Annotated in this window: 14 protein-coding genes and 1 pseudogene; 12 read left to right on the top strand and 3 right to left on the bottom strand. The window is 72.2% G+C overall.

Features of this window, described 5'->3' with window-relative positions:
• Window positions 1-234 (bottom strand): hypothetical protein (locus ACWEMJ_RS20680; protein ID WP_452138533.1); only part of this gene is annotated, 234 nt, incomplete at its 3' end.
• 3,111 nt (window positions 235-3,345) lie between these two features.
• On the opposite strand from ACWEMJ_RS20680, the gene ACWEMJ_RS20675 reads away from it, so the two are divergent.
• The 4 genes from ACWEMJ_RS20675 (at window position 3,346) to ACWEMJ_RS20660 (ending at window position 10,649) form a co-directional block, all read left to right on the top strand.
• Window positions 3,346-5,226 carry a toxin glutamine deamidase domain-containing protein gene (locus tag ACWEMJ_RS20675; RefSeq protein ID WP_452138532.1) on the top strand — a complete coding sequence of 627 codons (1,881 nt, stop codon included), beginning with the start codon at window positions 3,346-3,348 and terminating at the stop codon, window positions 5,224-5,226.
• A 68-nt stretch (window positions 5,227-5,294) separates the two neighbouring features.
• The gene (locus ACWEMJ_RS20670; RefSeq protein ID WP_452138531.1) at window positions 5,295-7,415 is read left to right on the top strand and encodes an SUKH-4 family immunity protein; all 2,121 of its coding nucleotides are present in this window, start codon (window positions 5,295-5,297) and stop codon (window positions 7,413-7,415) included.
• 44 nt (window positions 7,416-7,459) lie between these two features.
• Complete coding sequence (locus ACWEMJ_RS20665) at window positions 7,460-9,265, top strand: ATP-binding protein (protein WP_452138530.1); 1,806 nt, start codon at window positions 7,460-7,462, stop codon at window positions 9,263-9,265.
• A 58-nt stretch (window positions 9,266-9,323) separates the two neighbouring features.
• Window positions 9,324-10,649 (top strand): SUKH-4 family immunity protein, encoded by a 1,326-nt coding sequence (locus ACWEMJ_RS20660; protein WP_452138529.1) that lies wholly within the window; start codon window positions 9,324-9,326, stop codon window positions 10,647-10,649.
• A gap of 34 nt (window positions 10,650-10,683) precedes the next feature.
• Here ACWEMJ_RS20660 and ACWEMJ_RS20655 read toward each other — a convergent pair whose 3' ends face one another.
• Entirely contained in the window at window positions 10,684-11,385 is a 702-nt protein-coding gene (locus tag ACWEMJ_RS20655) for a DUF6193 family natural product biosynthesis protein (protein WP_452138528.1), read from the bottom strand.
• A gap of 345 nt (window positions 11,386-11,730) precedes the next feature.
• On the opposite strand from ACWEMJ_RS20655, the gene ACWEMJ_RS20650 reads away from it, so the two are divergent.
• The 4 genes and pseudogenes from ACWEMJ_RS20650 (at window position 11,731) to ACWEMJ_RS20635 (ending at window position 15,317) form a co-directional block, all read left to right on the top strand.
• Window positions 11,731-12,234, top strand: a complete 504-nt coding sequence (locus tag ACWEMJ_RS20650; protein ID WP_452138527.1) for a hypothetical protein — start codon at window positions 11,731-11,733, stop codon at window positions 12,232-12,234.
• Window positions 12,235-12,287: 53 nt separating this feature from the next.
• A pseudogene (locus ACWEMJ_RS20645) lies at window positions 12,288-12,952 on the top strand (IS256 family transposase); the annotation flags it as partial.
• 389 nt (window positions 12,953-13,341) lie between these two features.
• A complete protein-coding gene (locus ACWEMJ_RS20640; RefSeq protein ID WP_452138526.1) occupies window positions 13,342-14,517 on the top strand; it encodes a hypothetical protein in 1,176 nt (391 codons plus the stop codon).
• Window positions 14,518-14,537: 20 nt separating this feature from the next.
• Window positions 14,538-15,317: a type 1 glutamine amidotransferase gene (locus ACWEMJ_RS20635; RefSeq protein WP_452138525.1), complete on the top strand. Its 780-nt coding sequence runs from the start codon at window positions 14,538-14,540 to the stop codon at window positions 15,315-15,317.
• An 80-nt stretch (window positions 15,318-15,397) separates the two neighbouring features.
• On the opposite strand, the gene ACWEMJ_RS20630 is transcribed toward ACWEMJ_RS20635, so the two are convergent.
• Complete coding sequence (locus ACWEMJ_RS20630; RefSeq protein ID WP_452138524.1) at window positions 15,398-15,838, bottom strand: hypothetical protein; 441 nt, start codon at window positions 15,836-15,838, stop codon at window positions 15,398-15,400.
• A gap of 473 nt (window positions 15,839-16,311) precedes the next feature.
• On the opposite strand from ACWEMJ_RS20630, the gene ACWEMJ_RS20625 reads away from it, so the two are divergent.
• The 4 genes from ACWEMJ_RS20625 (at window position 16,312) to ACWEMJ_RS20610 (ending at window position 18,754) form a co-directional block, all read left to right on the top strand.
• Window positions 16,312-16,758 (top strand): hypothetical protein, encoded by a 447-nt coding sequence (locus tag ACWEMJ_RS20625; RefSeq protein WP_452138523.1) that lies wholly within the window; start codon window positions 16,312-16,314, stop codon window positions 16,756-16,758.
• A gap of 103 nt (window positions 16,759-16,861) precedes the next feature.
• On the top strand, window positions 16,862-17,641 hold the full coding sequence (locus tag ACWEMJ_RS20620; RefSeq protein WP_452138522.1) for a hypothetical protein: 780 nt from the start codon (window positions 16,862-16,864) through the stop codon (window positions 17,639-17,641).
• Between the two features lie 116 nt (window positions 17,642-17,757).
• Window positions 17,758-18,084, top strand: a complete 327-nt coding sequence (locus ACWEMJ_RS20615) for a hypothetical protein (protein ID WP_452138521.1) — start codon at window positions 17,758-17,760, stop codon at window positions 18,082-18,084.
• A gap of 163 nt (window positions 18,085-18,247) precedes the next feature.
• Window positions 18,248-18,754 (top strand): hypothetical protein, encoded by a 507-nt coding sequence (locus ACWEMJ_RS20610; RefSeq protein WP_452138520.1) that lies wholly within the window; start codon window positions 18,248-18,250, stop codon window positions 18,752-18,754.
• The last annotated feature ends 771 nt before the right edge of the window (window positions 18,755-19,525 follow it).

The raw sequence follows: 19,525 nt of genomic DNA, 5'->3' as shown, positions 1-19,525 counted from the left end.
CCGGCCGTCTCGGCGATCCAGGGCATGATCAGCGACCTGATCGCGCAGACCGTCAACCAGGGCTTCGGCGCGCAGAACGGCTACGACCTCGGCCGGACGGTCAAGCGCGGTGCCGAGGACTTCACCGAGAGCGTCAAGAACTCCGGCCAGACCTTCACCGAGTCCCTCCGCGACGGCCTCGGCTCGCGCGCGGGCGGCCACGCGCGCAGCGGGATCGACAACGCGGCCGGGCACGGGGACTCGTCGTCCTCGGGCGGGCACGACGGGGCGGGGAGCGGCGACTCGACGAGGAACGGGGACGGGGCGGGGGCCGGCTCGGGTTCGGGTGCCGGTGCTGGTTCTGGGGTTGGCTCTGGGGTTGGCTCTGGGGCGGGTTCGGGCTCGGGTTCTGGGGCTGGGGCGGGCTCGGGGTCCGGTTCGGGGTCTGGTGCGGGCTCGGGGTCCGGGGCTGGGTCGGCTGGCGGGCACGGCGATGGGTCGGGGGCCGGTGCAGGGGCAGGCTCGGGGTCGGGCGGGCACGTGAACTCGCCGTCCTCCGGGGGGCCCTCGCAGCACAGCTCGAACGGCAGCGGCGGGCCGACGATCAGCGCGTCGGGATCGTCCGGCTCGGGCGACTCGACCGGCGGTGGATCGGACCACACGGCGAACGGCGGCAACCAGCAGAGCGCCCCGGCCCGCCCGCCGCGCGCCGACAGCGGCCCGGCGCTCGACCCGTTCGGGACCCGGCTCGGCACCGACCACGACACCTCCGCCGGCTCCTCCGGCCCGTCGCACGACGGTTCGTCGCGGGCGGGCGGGGACGGCGCGAACTCGGCCGGGCAGGACGGTCGTTCGGGCTCGGGGGCATCCTCGCCGACGCCGACGCCGACGCCGACGCCGTCGCACGACGGTTCGTCGCGGGCGGGTGTGGACGGTGCGTCGCACGGTGGTGACGCAGGTCGGCCTGCTGGGCACGATGGTGCGGGGCAGGCTGGGGCTGACGGTGGTCGGCCTGCTGGGCACGATGGTGCGTCGCGTGGTGCCGATACGGGTCGGCCTGCTGGGCATGACGGTGCGGGGCAGGCTGGGGCTGACGGCGGTCGTCCGGCGGGGCATGACGGTGCGTCGCGTGGTGCTGATGCGGGTCGGCCTGCTGGGCATGACGGTGCGGGGCAGGCTGGGGCTGATGCCGGTCGTCCGGCGGGGCACGATGGTGCGTCGCGTGGGCCTGAGCATCACGTTCCCTCGCAGGAGGGTCCGTCGCGGACTGGTACGGATGGTGTGCCGCACCGGCCGGAGGGTGATGGTGCGGGGCAGGCTGGGGCTGACGGCGGTCGTCCGGCGGGGCATGACGGTGCGTCGCGTGGGCCTGAGCATCACGTTCCCTCGCAGGAGGGTCCGTCGCGGACTGGTACGGATGGTGTGCCGCACCGGCCGGAGGGTGATGGTGCGGGGCAGGCCGGGGCTGACAGTGGTCGGCCCGGTGGGCACGGCGGTGAGCCGCACGGGTCCGGCGCGGACAGTGGGCGTCCGGCGGGGCACGACGGTGCGGGGAACAGGCCCGAGCACCACGTTCCCTCGCAGGAGGGGCACGAGAACGGGCCGCAGCACACCGGCCCGCAGCACGGAGACGGGCCGGACAAGCGCTACCAGCTGTTCTTCGACGAGCATTCGCTGGACGGTGACGTCGTCAAGGACTTCGGCGGCGTCAAGGTGGTCACCGACCGAATGAGCGCCCCCTACCTGAGCGGTGCCACGGTCGACTACGTCGACCACATCGAGAAGCAGGACTTCACCATCGACCGCCCGCACGCGGGCGGCGGCGACAGCTTCGGTGCCGGTGACTCGTCGTCGGGCCAGTCGCACGGCGGCGACGGCGGCCGTCCGCACGACGCTCCCGCGCCGAGGCCCGGTGACGGGCCGCAGCACGATCGCGGGTTCGCGCCGGGCGAGCCCGCGCCGTCGGGCGGCGCGCCGGGTCCGCATCGTGAGCAGGGTTCGGACGGGGCACAGCAGGAGGGGTCGGGCGGCGGCATGCGTCCGCCGGTCGGAGCCGGCGTCGCGGCCGGGGGTGCGCCCTCGTTCCGTGGCGGCGACCCGCGGGGCGACTCCGACACCGGGACGCACAGCCAGGTGCCCCCGCGCCTCGACGTCGCCGGACTCGGCGGCACCGCCACCGCGCCGCCGCCGCACGCGGGCACCACGGAGCAGCGGCCGGGCACCGGCGGCATGCCGACGACCGGCCCGGACGGCACCGGCCCCGTCGGCGGCACCGGCCCCGTGGGCGGGGCGGGCATGCCCGGTGGTGGCGGCATGGCGACGGGTGGCGGCGCGACTCCGACCGGCGGTGCTCCGTCCGGTTCGGCTGCGGGCCGTCCGCCGGCCGGACCGGGCACCACCCCGACCGTGCCGGGCCAGGGCCACGGCCCCGGCCACCAGGGTCAACAGCCCAGTGGCAACTCGACGTTCACGTCGCGCCCGGCCGCGGATCGTCCCGAGACCAGCCGCCCCGAAACGGGTCGGCCGGACGGGGGCCGGCCGGGCGGGCGCTCCGACTCGGCACGCCCCGATGGCTCGCGTCCCGACACGGGTCGCCCTGACGCTGCGCGTCCCGATGGTGCTCGGCCTGACGCGGGTCGTCCTGACGCGGGTCGTCCCGACGGTGCTCGGCCCGACGCTGGTCGTCCCGACACCGGTCGCCCCGACGGCAGCCGTCCTGACGCTGCCCGGCCTGACACGAGTCGTCCCGATGGCTCGCGTCCCGACACGGGCCGTCCGGACGGTGGGCGTCCTGACGCTGCGCGTCCCGATGGTGCTCGGCCCGACGCTGGTCGTCCCGACACCGGTCGCCCGGACGGCAGCCGTCCTGACGCTGCCCGGCCTGACACGGGTCGTCCCGATGGCTCGCGTCCCGACACGGGCCGTCCGGACGGTGGGCGTCCTGACGCTGCGCGTCCCGATGGTGCTCGGCCCGACGCGGGTCGTCCCGACACCGGTCGTCCGGATGGCAGCCGTCCTGACGCTGCCCGGCCTGACACGGGTCGTCCCGACGTTGCCCGTCCCGATGGTTCGCGTCCCGACTCGGCGCGCCCGGATGGCAGCCGTCCCGACGCGGCGCGTCCCGACGGCTCGCGCCCCGACGGTGAGCGGCCGACCGGCGACCACCGTCCCGACGCCGAACGTCCCGACGGCTCGCGTCCCGACGCCGACCGCCCGGACACCGACCACCGCCCCGACCCCGACAACAACACCGACCACCGCCCCGACGCGGACACCGACACCGACCACCGCCCCGACCCCGACAACAACACCGACCCCTCCCACTCCGACACCCCCGCCCCCGACGCGCCGGCGCAGCACGACGCGGTGCCGGACGGCCTCGCCCCGCGGCCGGACAGCCTCGCGGACAGTCGGCCGTACGACACGCCCGGTGGGCTGGACCGGCCGGATCCGCAGCACCAGGCGGACCTGGAGAGCCGGGTGCCGCGGAATCCGGACGGGACGCCGCAGCGGCACCCGGATCCGAACGGGGACTGGCCGGGGGCGGTCAACGGGGACGGGCACCGGGCGCCGGGGCGGGACAACAACTGCCTCGACGTGGCGCTGTCGACCGCGGACACCTACAGCGGTCGGCCGACGGCGGCCGCGCCGCGCAACGACTCCGGGCCGGACGGCGAGCGGGGCGGCCGGGACCGGGCGGAGAGTCAGCTCGGGGCGCCGTTCCGGGACATGGGCGACGGCGATCCGGCGTTCCGCCGGGTCGAGGAGCAGCTGCGCAACGACGGGCACGGCTCGCAGGCGGTGATCATCACGCAGGACGGCAACGGCCGGGCCCACGCGTGGAACGTCGTCAACCACGACGGCCGGATCACCTACCTGGACAACCAGACCGGCCAGCGCAGCGACAGGCCGCTGCACAACGGCGACAACGGCGTCTTCGCCATCACCCTGGACCCGGACCGCCGCCCGAGCGCCGACCACCGCCCGCCCGGCCAGCAGCCCACCGGCGAGCCCGGCGGGACCGACCGGCGTCCCGAGGACCCGGCGGGCAAGCACAAGGCCGAGGACGAACTCGACGACGGCGCCGCCAAGAAGAAGCCGAAGAAGCAGGACGACGACAACGCCGAGGCGGGCCCGTCGGGCAGCCCGATGGACGTGGACACGCCGAAGACCGACAAGCAGGTCATCGACGAGCGCCGCGAGAACGACCCCGACCACCCGATCCACGACCCGAAGCGCGGCGAGGAGCACCTCGACCCGAAGGAAGGCCCGAAGGACACGCTCTACGGCGTCGAGCCGGACGCCAACCAGCAGAAGCTGCGCCAGACCAACGACGTCCGCCAGCTCGACATGGACAACGTCTACAACCACCTGAACCAGTGGGCGGAGAACGGCGAGCTCGGCGACGTCCTCGACAAGAGCAAGGCCGGCAACCCGCGGACGTTCAACCGCAAGGCCCTTGAGGACGCGCTGCCGGGCTTCAAGGACCTGGACCCGGGCGAGCAGGGCGCGGCGGTCGCCGCGATGGGCCGGATGAGCGACGAGTTCCACAAGAACCACGGCGTCGGCGCCAGCCCCGAGGCGATGTCGTACCCCTACAACTCGGACCCCAGGGTGGCCGGCACCGCCCCGGGCGAGGGCGACCGGGAGAGTCGCGGCGCCGTCGACCACTCCACCTCCAAGGGCGACGCGGGACTCAAGCAGTCCTCCGAGTACAAGGACGTCCGCGACGAGATCAAGGAGGCGTTCGGCAAGCGCAGCATCCAGGGCGCGGTCAAGGACGCCGGGCACCGGCCGGACCTCACCGGCCGCAACTACGCGGTGATCGAGGTCTACGACCCCACCACCAAGCAGGTCAGCTTCGTGGTGGACAGCTCGGTGCCGCCCAGCAACCCGCGGGCCGGGATCACGCCGCTGCACTCCGAGACGCACCTCGGCGGCTGGATGGACCACCTCAAGGCCACCCGCGACCAGAAGGACCAGCCGGAGGTGCTGAGCCTCTACACCGAACGCGAGCCCTGCGGCATCGGCCCAGGTCACGCGGACTGCTCCGGCTACCTGTCGCGGGAGCAGACCGGCGTGCCGGTCTACTATGCGACCGGGTACCGCAAGGGCGCGGGCTCCGACGTGGACGTCGCCGACGGCGAGCTGACGCCCAAGCAGAAGATGGACCGGGACTTCGGCGACCACGTGGCCGAGGTGGGCAGGGCCTGGATGGAGATGGAGAAGAAGCGCCAGGGCCTGTGACCTCAGCGGGTCCGGTCCGGACCCGCAGCGACGAACGAACATGAGCCAGTGAGCAAGGGAGTGGCCGGATGACCGGGCGCGACGGGACGGCGGTGACGGCGGCGATCGCCGCCGCCACCGCACGACTTCAGGACGGCAGCCGGGGCCGGCTCCACGTGACCGGCCCGGCCGGCAGCGGGAAGAGCGCGGTGCTCGCCGCGCTCGCCGAGGCGTTCCCGGAGGCGCTGCTGATCGACGCCGCCGGGCGCAGCGCCGAGTCCGTCGCGCAGGAACTCATCGACCGCACCGGCGCGTTGCGGCGGCGCACCTACGGCACCCTGTCCGACCTGGGACGGGAGCTGCGCCGCTCCCGGACGGCCCGCACCGTGCTGCTCGCCAACACCCAGCGGGGCGGCTCCCTGGCCTGCGGCGGCGGAGCCGTGCGGATGGAGGCCGTCATCCACGCGCTCACCCACGCCGCGCAGGAAGGCCGGCTGCAACTGGTCGTCGAGCAGGCGCAGCCCCCCGCGCCGCTGTCCGCCGAGCCCACCGGGTACTGGCTGGAGGTGCTCCGGCTGGAGAACGGCGAAGGCCCGCAGGAGCTGGCGGCGCTGACGGCGGCCCTGACGCCGCAGGCCCTGGCCGCCGTGCGGGCGCTCGCCAACGCCCAGCTGAGCCGGGTGCCGACGGACGCCTGGGCGCAGCTGTGCCGGGCCGCCGACGTCCCCGTGACCGAGGCCGACCTGGCGGAGCTCGCCGCCGAGCCGCCGGTGCGGGCGGCGGACGGCACCGTCGGGCTCGAACGGCCCGCCCTGGTCGAGGAGTTGCGCTACCCGCCGGCCGAGGCCGCCGCGTTCCACACCCGGATGACCGAGCACCTGCTGGCCGGCGACCTGACCGCGCCGTGGGCGGCCCGTTCGCTGCCCGGCCACGCCGCCGCGGCCGGGCGCTTCGACGACCTGCTCGACGACCCGCGCGCGCTGGCGCACGTCCCGCAGGACGCGCTGATCGAAGCCCTCTGGGCCGCGTACGCCGACGGGGAGTTCGAGCACGGCACGCACGCCAACGCGCTGCGCTACCTGGGCGGTTACGGCCTGGCGGGCGCGCCGCACGGCGAATGGGTGGCCCGGCTGGCGCACGACGCCCACACCCGCGGCCAGGTCGAGCGCGCCGAGGCGCTCGCCGCGGCCTGCCCCGAACCGCTGACCTTCCGCACCGTCTGGTCCCGCTGGAGCCCGCTCGGCGAGTTCGCCCCCCGCACCGCGCCCTGGCACACCGAGGAGATCGACCGGGTCTACGCCGCCGAACTCCGCGGCACGCCGGTGGCCGTCACGGAGGACGAGGAGGAGAACGCCTTCGTCCAGGACGCCGCCACCGGCGAGCTGCTCGGCCCCGCCGACGACGAACTCGCCCCCGTCGACGCCGAGTTGGGCGTGCGCACCGCCATCGGCTACGCCACCGTGCTGGACGGCCCGGACGGCGCGCCGCTCGGACTGTTCCACCACCCCGACGCGGAGACCGCCGGCGCGGTCGGCGACCTGCTGGTGCTGGCCGGCGAGCGCGGCGCCTACGCCGTGCGCCCCGACGTCAAGCTGCTGCGCGACGCACCCGAGCACCGACTCGTCCCGCTGCTCGGCGCGTTCGGCAGCCAGCGGCCCCGCCCCTACCGCCGCGCCGACCTGCCCGACCTGCGACAGCTGCTCGAACAGGCTTTCGGCGCAGGGCAGTTGCACCGGTTCGAGACCCTCCCCGACACCATCACCCACGGCCCGACCCGCGACCTGCTCGCCACCGTCGGCCTGCCCGCCGTCGACAGCCGCACCGGCTACTGGCTCACCCCCGCCGACGGGCTGCCCGCCCGCAGCTGGCCCGAGCACACCGAGCAGCCCGGCACCGGCCCCTACCACCTGCTCGGCGGCTGGATCGCCGCCGACCTGGTGCTCGACGGCAGCGACGGCCGGGTGCTGCGGATGATGCCGGGCCACTGGCCCGCCGAGACCACCCCCAACGAGCCGCTGATCGGCACCACCCTGGAGCAGTTCCTCACCATGATCGCCCTCCAGGCCCAGTACCTGACGGTCTACTGGCCCTACGAGGCCGACAGCCACGACCTGCTCACCGAACTGCGCACCCGCGTCGCCGAGATCGACCCCGACGCCGCCGCCACCGACAGCTGGCAGTACGTCCTCGAACCCGACACCTGGGCCTGAGCCACCCCTCCGCCTCCCCAGCCCCCCGACCGGAGAGACCCGACGTGACCGACACCACCGCCGCCCACCAGCCCCACCCCTACCTCGGCGGCCGGGCGGCAGCGCTGCGCACCCTGGCGGCCTGGCGGGCCGGCACGGCCGACGTGCCGCGCACGGTGCTGATCACCGGCGACAGCGGCAGCGGCCGCACCCGGCTGCTGACCGCCTTCCTGATGCTCAGCGACCCCGCCCACCGCGCCCGCCTCGACACCGACGCCCTCGACCCCGCCACCGTCCCGCCCGCCGACCTGCCCGCGCCGCCGGTCCTCGACGCCACCGGCCTGAGCGCCGTCCAACTGCGCTGGCTGCTCGCCGACACCTTCGCCCCCGGCACCGACCGCGCCGACCGGCTGCCCGCCGTGCTCGCCGCGATCGGCACCCCCGAGCAGCCGCAGACCGTCGTCGTCGCCGACATCGACCGGTCCGGCCTGCTCAGCGGCACCGACGAACCCGCCAGGGTCACCACCGAGGTCCTGCTGCCGCTCGCCCTCAACCCCGGCGTCCGCCTGCTCGCCGACCTGCCCCGCACCGAGGCCGAACGCCTCGCCGGCGACGTCCCCGCCGGCCAGTTGCGGATCATCGACCTCGACCAGGACCCCTGGCGCGACCCCGACGCCCTGCTCCGGCAGGCCGAACTCGCCGTCGCCGAACCCACCGTGGCCCGCCAGCTCGCCGCCGTCGCCGGCACCCCGCTGGCCGTCCGCCTCGCCGCCTGGTCCGTCCAGGCCCGCCCCACCGGCCCGCTGCCGCTGCCCCGCAGCGCCGGCGACGCCCTCGACCTGCACGCCGAACGCTGCGGCAGCGACGAACTGACCCTGCGCCGCCTGCTCGCCCCGCTCGCCCTGGCCGGCCCCGGCCAACCCCTGCCGTTCGACCTGTGGGCGCCCGTCGCCTCCGCCGTCGCCGGCAAGGACCTCGGCCCCGCCCTCGCCGCCGGACGCGACCTGCTGCTGCCGTTCTTCGACCTCGCCACCACCGAGGACGGCGCCCCCGGCGCCCGCATCGTCCACCCCGCCGTCGCCGACGAGATCCGCGAACGCCTCGGCCGCACCGCCCGCGAAGTCCACCGCCGCATCGCCACCGCCCTGCTCGCCACCGTCCCCCGCCCCGCGGGCTGGGCCACCGCCGTCCCCTACGTCCGCGAACAACTCGCCGGACACGCCCTGCACGGCGGCCTGCTCGACGAACTCCTCGCCGACCCCGGCTTCCTGCTGCACGCCGAACAGCACCGCCTGCGCGCCGCCGCCGAACAGCTCGCCGCCGAAGGCACCGACCTGCCGCCCCTCGGCCGCACCTGGCTGCGCCTCGCCCCGCTGTTCACCCGGCAGGAACTCGACGTCGAACTGCGCGCCGCGCTGCTCGACCACGCCGCCCGCCAGGACGGCCTGCCCGGCCTCGACACCGCCGGCCTCGACCTGCCCTGGCACACCCTGTGGGCCCGGCCGCTCACCGGGGTCGGCGCCGTCACCGCCGCCACCCGCCCCGACGGCCGCCACCTGCTGATCGCCCACCGGCCCGGCCAGGAACCGGAGTTGGCCGCCTACGACGCCCACACCGGCGAGAGCGACCGCACCGACCCCGAGCAACTCGCCCGCCCCGACGGCGACACCCGCGCCGCCGGCGCCCTCGCGCTCAGCACCGGCAGCGACTACGTCCGGCTCTGGCGGCGCAACCCCGACGGCACCACCACCGGCCCGATCGCCGCGTTCCTCTCCGACGGGCCGCTGGCCGGCGCCGACCTCACCCCCGACGGCCTGCTGCTGGTCGCCGACGCCCGCGGCATCGCCGCGCTGCGACCGGCCGGACAGTGACCAGGGCCCGTCCACTACTGTGAACACCGACCAACCGGCTCCGAAGGAGAACGACCGCGTGACGACCCGCGAGCAGGCCATCGAGGCGGCCCACCAGTGGATCAACGGCGCCCGGCCCGAGGAGCAGTGGCACCGGATCGGCGTGCACGAGTTCGACCTCGGCTGGGTGCTGTGGCCGATCCCCGACGCCGAACCCGACCGCTCCGGCGGTTCCAGCAGCGCCAGCGGCTCAGGCGGCTCCGGCGCTGAGCGCCGCGCCCCCGCCGAGATCGGCACCGCCTGCGCCGTCGTCGACCGCGAGACCGGCGAACTCACCCACTGGCCCTCGATCCCCGTCGAGGAAGTCGTCCAGCTCTACCGCGACAAGCTCGGCGCCGGCAGCCACGACCCGTCCCGCCCGCCCGTGGTCGGCCCCGGCACCTCCGTCGTCCTCACCTACCGGGACGCCGCCGGCGAACAGCAGAGCCTGTTCCAGCTCTCCGCCCCCGGCGAGGGCCACCCCGAGGTCCGCGCCTGGCGCACCCTCCAGCAGCAGGGCGTCCGCCCCGAGGACGTGCTGTCCGTCTACACCGACCTGCGCCCCTGCGAACTGCCCGGCGGCTACTGCGCCCCCGTGCTGCTCGCCGAACTCCCCACCGCCACCTTCGACTTCGGCCACGCCTACGGCCCGCGCTACGACCGGCGCGCCGCCGCCGTCCGGGCCCTCACCGACGCCACCGAGGACACCTTCCGCCGGGCCGGCCGCCCCGCGCCGCCCCGCCCCAACCGGATCCCGTTCCCGCGCGCCGTGCCCGCCGCCGCCGCGGAGAGCGACCAGCAGCTCGGGGCCCGGCTGGACGCCCAGTTCGGCACCGCCGGCATCCGGCGCGTCACCGGAGCACCCGCCGTGCTGCCCGCCGCCACCGCCGCCACCCTGGCCGGGGCCGGACTGCCCGCCGACGTCCCCGGATTCTTCCACCACCTGCCCGAACTGCCCACCGTCGCACACCACTTGGCGTCCACCGGCCGGGGCGCCCGGGTCCCCGAGCGCACCCGTGCGCTGCTCGCCGAGTACCTCGTCCTCGGCGACGACGGCCACGCGCTGATCGCCGTCCAGTGCGGCGACGGCGGCACCGGCACCGGCGCGGGCCTCGGCCGGATCTGGGCCGTCGACCCCGACACCGGCACCGGCCGCTACCTCAACACCTCGCTCGCCGCCTACCTGCGCTGCCTCTCCCTGCTGGCCGCCCGCCACCCCGCGCTGCGCGGCCTCGACCCGCAGGCCGCCGGCCTCGCCGTCGACGCCTTCCAGCGCGAGCTGGCCGCCCTCGACCCCACCGTCTTCTCCGACCCCGAGAACTGGTGGGCCGTCATCGTCGAACAGCTCTGGGACGGCCTGCTCTGACCGGCGCCCGTCGCGCGCGGCGGCCCGGGGGAGGTCAGCAGTCCGCCGGCAGCCCCTGCACCGCCAGCGCGACGGCCTCCTCGGCGGTCGCGGCCGCGAAGACGGCACCGTCCCGGTGGCGCACCTCGAAGGTGCCGTCGTGCAGCGGGTCGATGTGGGCGCCGACCGGCTGGTACGGATGCTGCGGCGTGCTGGAGAACCACAGCCGGAAGTGGCTGGTCACCGGCGCCAGCCGGCGCAGCCGGGGCTCGGCGAACGCGGCCTCGAACATCGCGCGGTAGCCCGGCGGGTAGTTCCCCGTCAGCGGCACGTCGAACCTGCCGAGCCGCTGCCGCCAGGCCAGTTCGAACTCGTCGAGCGGCGCACGCTCGTGCGCGAACGCCCACTCGTGGACGACCAGGAACGGCGCGACCCGCCGGACGGCCGCAAGATCGGCCCCCGCCAGCCAGGCCACCACCGCACGGACCGCCCCCGGGAGGTCCGCGGCGACCCCCTGGGCGAGCGTCGCCCCCGCCCGGTGCAGCGAGACGACCGGCCCCGCGTCCGTCACCCAGGCACGGATCCAGGCACGGTCGCCGCTGCCCGGCCCGACGAATTCCGCCCCGGCCCGGTGGACACTCTCGGGCACGGGCAGCGAAAGCCCGAACCCGGCAGCCGCCCTTTCCAGTTCGGCCAGAAAGGCAGCAGCGGCGGCCCGGCGCTCGGCGGCCTCGGCATCGAGGGGTATCTCACTCATGGCGTGCAGTGTAGGGGCGGCCGCCGCGACGGGTCCGCAGGCGGTGCTGACGTTGTGCACGGCCTGTTCCAGCACCCAGGCGGCGGCGGCACCGGAGATCCACTCGCGCAGCGCGCGATGGAGAGGGTCATGACGGTGCTCCGAGCCTCCTTCCCGCTCTGTGACGGTCTGCTGGCTTCGTTCATGTGAAGTAGCAGCGGTTGATCAGTGGTTTGGGCAGCAGTTGGCGATCTTGCGCGTTGCGGATGTTCACCAGAAATGACGTCACCAGGTGGCGATGAGGATCGGGATCCGCAGGAATTGTTGATCTTGCCGGTGCTGGCATCGAGTGGGCATCCTGGTGCGATGAATGATGTCGAGGCGACGTGGCAGTCGTGGTTGTCCGGACTCGCACCGTCAAAGCGAGCCGCGGCGGAGTCGCTTCGGACGCAGTTCGAGGCCCTTGGTGCGGCTGACGCGTCCGCTTGGGCACGGTCCGAGATTGATGAGAACCGGCCGCAACTGGCGCGGTTCCTGCTGCTCCGCTCCTTGTGGCGGGGTGCGATCGACGGCTGGGCCGACCCGGGGGCTTTGGAGCAGGTGGCGGCAGCTCGGCGCTTGTTGGATGCGGGGGCAGACCGGGAGGACTTGGTGCTGCTGGCTCGGGCCATCGCCTATGAAGCGGTATTCGCCGTGGTGGACGAGCTCGACTGCGGCGGGGACGTGAACGTGTCCGGGGTCGATGTCGGCTGGTCGGTCATGGAGTCCGGTGAGGACGGCCGTCCCACCGGCCGCCCCCTCTCGGGCCTTCACGAAGACCTCTTGACGCTGGATCCGAGTGGACGCGAAGGTGTGGACATGTGGAGTTAGATCGCCGGACCAGGCTGGGCGGCCGCAGCCGGTCAGCCGGCCTTCGCCGGTTCCTCGTCCTTCACGGACTGTCCTCCGGCGACTTCGTGCCCGCGCTGGAGCAGTTCCTCGGCGGCACGGCCGGCCTTTCGCCGACGACCGTGACCCGGCTGACGAAGCAGTGGAGCGACGACCACGTCGCCTTCCAGGACCGGGACCTGTCCGACCGCGACTTCGTCTACGTCTGGGCCGACGGCGTGCACCCCAAGGTCCGGTTCGGCCAGGTCCACTCGTGCGTCCTGGTCCTGCTCGGTGTCCGGCTGGACGGCACGAAGGAGCTGATCGCCCTGGCCGAGGGCCTGCGCGAGTCCACCGAGTCGTGGGCCGACCTGCTTCGCGACTGCCGCCGGCGCGGCATGCGCGACCCCGAGCTGGTCATCGACGACGGCGCCATGGGCCTCTGGTGGGCGCTCGCCGAGGTGTTCCCGGAGGCCAGGCCGCAAAGGTGCTGGGTTCACAAATCCCGCAACGTCACCAACTGCCTGCCCAAGTCCGCGCAGCCCGCTGCGACGAAGGCGATCGAGGCGTTCGCGAAGACCTACGGCGCCAAGTTCCCGAAGTCGAGTCCGCCCGGGCCCGCTGGCGCGCGATCACCGGAGCCTCCCTCGTCGCCCTGGTCCGCTCCGGGGCCACGTTCGAGAACGGTGTCCTGGTCGAGCGCGAGGAGCAGGCCGCATGAACGTCAACGACACCCTGTAGTTCCCTGTCAAGTCAGCGTGTTGAGAAGCGAAGCCGGGCTCTGACAACCCGTTGCTGCCTTCGTCGGCGTAGGACCGCTCAGCCGAACTTCTTCCGCGGCTGAGACATCTCGCGAACCGGAATCTCGGCCCCTGCTTACGTCGAGCCGGATGCGCTGTCACAACTCCTCACGCAGACTGATTTGCGTGTTCGCCGACAGGGACAACCTGCCAGGGTGAACCGGTAGCGGAGCTGCGATCAGGGCGGCGCGCCGGGCGCCTGTCATGGGATCTCGTAAGTCGGCAAAGACTGGAGATGCCAGATTCGCTGGGGGGCGATCGCATGGACGGCGCTGGACCCGTCCGGGACAAGGCAGGACTACCGGGTGGAGTGCTCATACCGCATCCGCGCGAGGCTGCTGTGCCGCCGCCTGCAGAATCAAGCGTCGACTTCTGCGGCGACGCCCTGCTCCTGCTGACCGGGCCCTACTTCCCCGGGCCGGTCTCGCTCGCGGACTCTCCGAGCTTCGCCGTTCCGGCGGAGGGCGGGCTCGATCCGGACGGGCGCCTGACGCTGGTGCACCGATCCCTGGACCAGTTCCTGCGCGGCTCGCTCACGTTCGGCAATCCGCCGGTCGACCTGCTCACCCACTTCGCAGGGTCGGAGGAGTTCGACGCGCGGCTGACTGCGATCGTGCGCGGGACGACGGCGCTACCGGTGGAGCTGCATGTCACCGGCATCCTGTTCCCGGACGGCTACGGGTCGGTGGCCGTGCACATGCGCGTCGTGGAGGGGTGGGCCGGGGGGCGGCGGGAAGAACTCATCGACGGCTTCGGGCCGAAGGGCCGCGACGACCTCACCGCGCGCATCAGGGACGAACTGCTGCCAGCCCTGACAGCGATGTCCGACCGGTGCCGACAGGGGCCGCCGTGCCCCACAGTCCTGCCCTACTTCAATCTCACCTACGCGGGCGGAACCACCCACCCGGCACCCGGCCGGGCGACCCTCTCCGATGCGCTGCGGCACCTGATCTACCCCCGCTCCGTCGCGCCGATCCCCTCCGAGTCAACGTGGCCGCAGGAGTTCTTCTACCCCGGATACGCCTTCTTCCTGCTGGCCTCCCGAGACGACCCCAGTGACACGCTCGGCCAACTCGAACACCTTCTCGGCCAGTTGAATGTGCACTACGCCCGGCTTGAACGCTCCGCCGGTGCCGCAGAACGGATCGTCCGTGAAATGGCACTGGACGAGGACCCCGAACTGCTCATCGCGCTGGAACGACGGCTGCGCGCCGACTACCAGGCGCTGGTGCGACCCACGTTCAGTTACGACTTCCACGTCCTGAAGCTGCGCGACAGCGTCCTGGAGGCGTGGGAGACCGAAAAGGTGCGCGAGCGCACCGACACCCTGCTTGAGATGGCGCGGCGCGCGGTGGAACGCAAACTGGAGCACGACCAGATGCGCCGGGTGACGAAGGTCAACCTCGCAGTGACGATCGTGGCTATCCTGAGCTTCGTCCAGTGCGTCGACTCGGCCCTCAACCTGTGGTCGAGGTTCTTCGAGTAAGAGGGGTGGGGATTGTGCCGGTGGACGTGCAGATCTGCGTCGCGGACGGGCTGATCTACGACGGTCTCGACTACGCCGACCGGATTGAGCAGCGGCTGACCCGGGCCGGTCTGAGCTGCGGGCGCCTGAACTTGGTGACCGAGGCAGCCGATCTCACCGCTCGACGGCGACAGCCGGCCTTGGCGTACGTGTTCACCGGAGGCCAGACCTCGGTGCGCTCTGACGCCGCGTGGATGCGCGCGACCATCAAGCTGATGGGGGAACTCATCGCCGACGCAAACGGGCGCGACGGCGACACCGGCCCCGCGGTGGTCGGCGTGTGCCTGGGCTCGCAGCTGATCGCGGAGGCGTTGCGTCCGGGCTCGATCATCGACACCTCGGGCATCGAGGTCGGCCTGACCGAGGTGCGCCGGGTCGGCGACCGCCAAGGCGTCGGCGTCGTGCCGTCGTTCCACTACCAGGCGATCAGTCCGCAGATCGAGGAAGTGGACGGCGTACGTATCGAGTTCCGCAACGAGCACACCTCCGTCCAGGCGCTGAGCTACGGCGAGCGGGTCTTCGGGTGCCAGTTCCACCCCGAGCTGACCCCGCACGACGTGCGTCGGCTGATCGACTTCAACGAGGACGTCATCAGCCGCTGGCACGGCGACGCAGTCGCCGCGCATCGTTCGGTCGAGCAGTACCAGGACGAGCTGCCCGAGGACCTCTTCGAGCGCCTGGTGATCGACCGAATCACCCGCTGTCAGGCCCCGAGGAACAGCCGAGGGAGCCGACTGATCATCCCCAGCACCGAGGCGTAGTTGCCCGGAACCTGCTTGCCCATCTGCACGTCGGCGACCAACTGCCGGTACAGCTCGGGAGCGTCTTCTCCGCGTTGTTCCTACTTGTCCTTCAACTCCTTCTCGGCCTTCTCCAAGCCGACGTTGTACGACCACCCCTGCTTGGCGGCGAGGAGCTGCCGGCCGTGGCGGGAGAGGTCCAGGCTCACCTTGATGTCCTCGATGGTCGTGCGGACTTCTTCGTCCCGGACCAGGTCGAAGACCTTGCCCTGGAAGAAGTCGGGACACCCGGGGTGGGTCTTCAGCATGCAGGCGTCCAGGAAGGCCGTCCCGATGCCGGATTGCGGTTCGAACACCCCGTCTCGGAATCGGCATTCAGCGTCCTCGATGCGCTTGGCCACGTTCCAGACGAACAGCTCCCCGTTGTACTCGTGCACGACGTGCCAGTGCGGCTGTGCCCGGTAGCTGTGGCAGTACTTCTGGTCGATGACGATGCCCCAGGGCCGCCCCTGGACGGAGCCGTCGGGTTGGAGGCGATCCACCCCGCTCGCTTCGCCCACCGGTAGAGCGCCGTGAACGCCGCCGGCTCGCGGTTCCACTTGGACCCGCCGATCTGACCGGGGTTCTCCGGCGTCTCCTGACGCCAGAACTCGTAGTCGTCCAGGTCCTGGCCCGTCGCCTGGACCCACGACTTGCCACGTCCCAGAGAAAGGTCAGCAGCAGTGCAATGTCTGTCGCGTAGTTCCTCCTGGTCTCCACCTCGTAGAAGCGAAACACCCTCGACTGCACGTAGCGGCTCAGCAGTGGGCCGACCTGGTGGCCGGCGACAGGAAGATCGGATCTCCAGGACGGATACCGCTCGACGCCTCGCGCTCCCCGAGGCACTCCCAACCGCGCAGCAGGCCCGGCCGGACACCGGTCGCCGTGCCGCCTCCAGGCACCCAGAACACCTTCCAGCCTGCCAACGAAGCACCCCTTCGGATCGCCTTCAACAAGCGCATCCAATAGGGAAGTTGTGAACCCGGACGAGCACGTCCGCTTCGCGGCCTACGTTGCCGAGCTGAGGCGCGTTGCCGACCTGGACGAGGTCGACCTGGTCAGCCGCGTGCTCACCGATCCGGACCGGACGATGGCCCAGTCCGCCGTGCTGCGGCACCTGGACCGTCGAGCCGCCGACCTCTACCCCGGTCTCACCTACGAGGGGTGGGTGCAGGCGATGACCCGGGCGACGATCGACCACCCTTTCCTGGCTCAGCGCCTGTGGGAGTGGTCCCTCTTCCGCGCCGTCATGCTCAAGCTGCCGTGGCAGCCGGATGACCTGCTCGCGTCATCCAGCTGGCTCCAGCTCAAGGCCGCCGCCGGGACGAACACCGAGGCCGTCGAACTCCTCGCCGAAGCCGGTCGCACCAGGCGGATCCGCAGCACCGCGAGGGCCACCCTCAGCCACCGCAGCGAGAGCTGAAAGATCAGCTCACCCACAACTCTTGACCATTGCTCGAAAGCGTGTCTGCTCAGTGGAGGACACCACGCACAACGCCCTCGTGGCGACGCTACAGCCTCGGCCTGTGACCAACCGCGGCAGCTGGACAGAGTGCATCCATTCCGACAGGCTGCCCCACTGTCAAGAGCTTCTCAAGGGCACGGACTGGGCATCGCTCGCCACCCCCTACGGGAAGGGCGAATCCCTGCCGGTCGCCCTGGCGCGTCTCCTCGACCCCGACCCGGCCGTCAGGGCAGCCGCCATCAAGGACGTGAGCGATGAGGTGGATCACCAGAACACCATCTACGAAGTCACCGTGCCGGTGGCTTTGTACTTCGCAGCCATCCTCAACCATCCGGCCACCGAAGTGGGCGACCTCGACCACGACGCTGACGTGCCATCACGCCATCCCACCCGCGCGACGCTACTGAACAGGATCGGCGCCACCGCCTACGACGCCGAGTACCTCTATGGCGAAGGTTTCCTCCAAGAATGCCCGGACACGCGCGTCTTCAGGAACTTGCGCCCGGCTATCTACTTCGCAGTTCGGCCGTTCCTCGGCCATGACAATGCGAAAGTACGCGACGAGGCCCTCGTGGCAGCCATCCCCCTCACAGAGGACCCCAGGCTCATGACACACCGGGCCGAGCTGGTCGAACACGCCCGCTACCTGCTGACCACCAGCACCGACCGCTACCACCGTGATCGCGCCCTGGACGCGCTCAACGCCTGGGGTCACGACACCAGTGACCTGGAAAACGCGAACGACATCGCATCCCGTGAACTGCGAGCCCGCCTGGCCGATGATGACTACTGGTTGGCAAACCAGCGGACAGGAGGTGGCACCGAAGATCCGCCGTTCTGACGTGGGAACTCGCAGCGCCCGACTTGTTGGCTGTCACTCAGCGTGGCAGCACCACATAAATTGAGCCAGCACCACTTCACATGAACGAAGCCAGTCGCCCACACCATCCCGGCCCGATGGCTGCGCCCCAGGACGAGCGCCTGGAACTCCACCCCGACACCGGCCACTTCCACCGCGCGCTGGTGTGCCGGGACGCGGACGGCATGACGCCGGCCGAGATCGACCAGGCGGCGGCCAAGGCGCTGGAGCAGCTCCACCATGTCCGGGGCCCGGCGCTGGAGGACCCGGCCTTCGATCGGTCGGTCCTCACCGCCGAGGCGGACCACCGGGAATGGCTGCGGATCGTCGAGCGGGTCCGCGCAGCCCGTCTGGCCGCCTACGACCCCAGGGCTGACCCGGACGCGGTGGAACACCCGCCACTGATCCGCTTCCGCCGGACCTGACGAAGGCCGACGGCTCAAATCATGGTGAAAACCTCACCGAGCCCTGACCGCCGTCCCCGAAACCGTCTCTGGAGCACGGGAGCCGTCGCACCGGGGTCGCCCGGAACCCGACGTAGGCCAGACGGCGGACGAGCGGCAGGCCGTTCATTCGGACAGGCTACAAATGAACGTTTCTGTTTGCGGCGTTGGCGTGATTCACGGGGTACCTGAACTCGCCGAGGGTAATCGGATGTCCGACACATCGACCGATCGAGAGGTCATGATGAAACGACTCCGCACTCCCGCACTGGCACTGGGCGTTCTCGCACTCGGCTCCACTCTCGCCTTCGCCCAGGACGGGCACGAATCCGCCACTGCGGGGAAGGCCGCCCAGGCCGCCGTCACCTACCAGTACGTGATGGGCAATGCCGTCACGCTTCCGGCCGGGCAGGAAGGCGGCGCTGACGTCTCCTGCCCAGAAGGTCAGGTACCCACAGGCGGAGGCATGGGGTCGACCCTGACAGGAAACGTCAATCTCTCCTACATGTATGCAGTCGGCCGGGAGTGGATTGTCCGGGCGAAGAACTGGGGCGGTCAGCCTGAAGCCCTGGCTGCCTTTGCGGTCTGCGCGCCGGGTACCTCGGTGGGCCCGTACCCGCAGAATGGAACGCCACTACCGGGCAAGGGATAGCGCAGCAGCCCGCCCACCTGTTCTGCACCGCGGCTGCCCGGCAGGCGCCGTCGTCGGCACGCCGCCGGCCGGGAGTCAGCGGCCCTGTTCCGGGTCGGTTCCCGGTTCGAAGACGACCGCGCCGGGAGTGTGGTGGTCGCGGAACCCCTCGACGACCCGGACGCCGCGGGGCCGAGGTGGGCGACCGTCCCGGCCGGGAGCGCGGCGCCACCGGCGTCCTGGTGGGCATCGGTGAGGCAAGCCGTGAACAAAGCCAGCCCGTCGACGGGAAACCGCAGGTAGGAGCTGTGAACCCGGGTCGACCATCCCCCACAGCCCGGACAACTGCACCCCGCTGCAAGGGACTTGATCCTCACGTCCACCGACTCGAAGCCCACGTCGACCGACAGCACCGCTATGTCGTCACTCACCGTATGCAGATTACGGAAGTTGAGCCAGAACCCGAGAAAGAACGTCAGCGGCGGTGACGGCCCGTCGACTGGAGGACGGAGGGCCGCCGAGCGGTGCCTGTCTCCGACTTCAGGTTGATCGAGTCGGCTGCAAGGATGGTGGCCATGCTGCAGCTTCGTCGCCACCTCCGTTCCGTCGGGTTGATGTTCGGGCTCGCCCCCACGGGCCACTCCGCATGCCGGGAGACAGACAGTCCGGCTCTGGAGCACGCCTTGGCTGACGTGGTGACGTTCTGTGGCATACCCCGGAGCCAGGTGACGGTCTACCGGCATTTGTTCGTCGCAACGAAGACGTCCGGAAAATGCTCGGCTTGCAGAGCGA

It is taken from the genome of Kitasatospora sp. NPDC004531, from assembly GCF_053602195.1.
The sequence above is the reverse complement of the archived record's forward strand: the minus strand, read 5'-3'. Positions and strand labels throughout refer to the sequence as shown.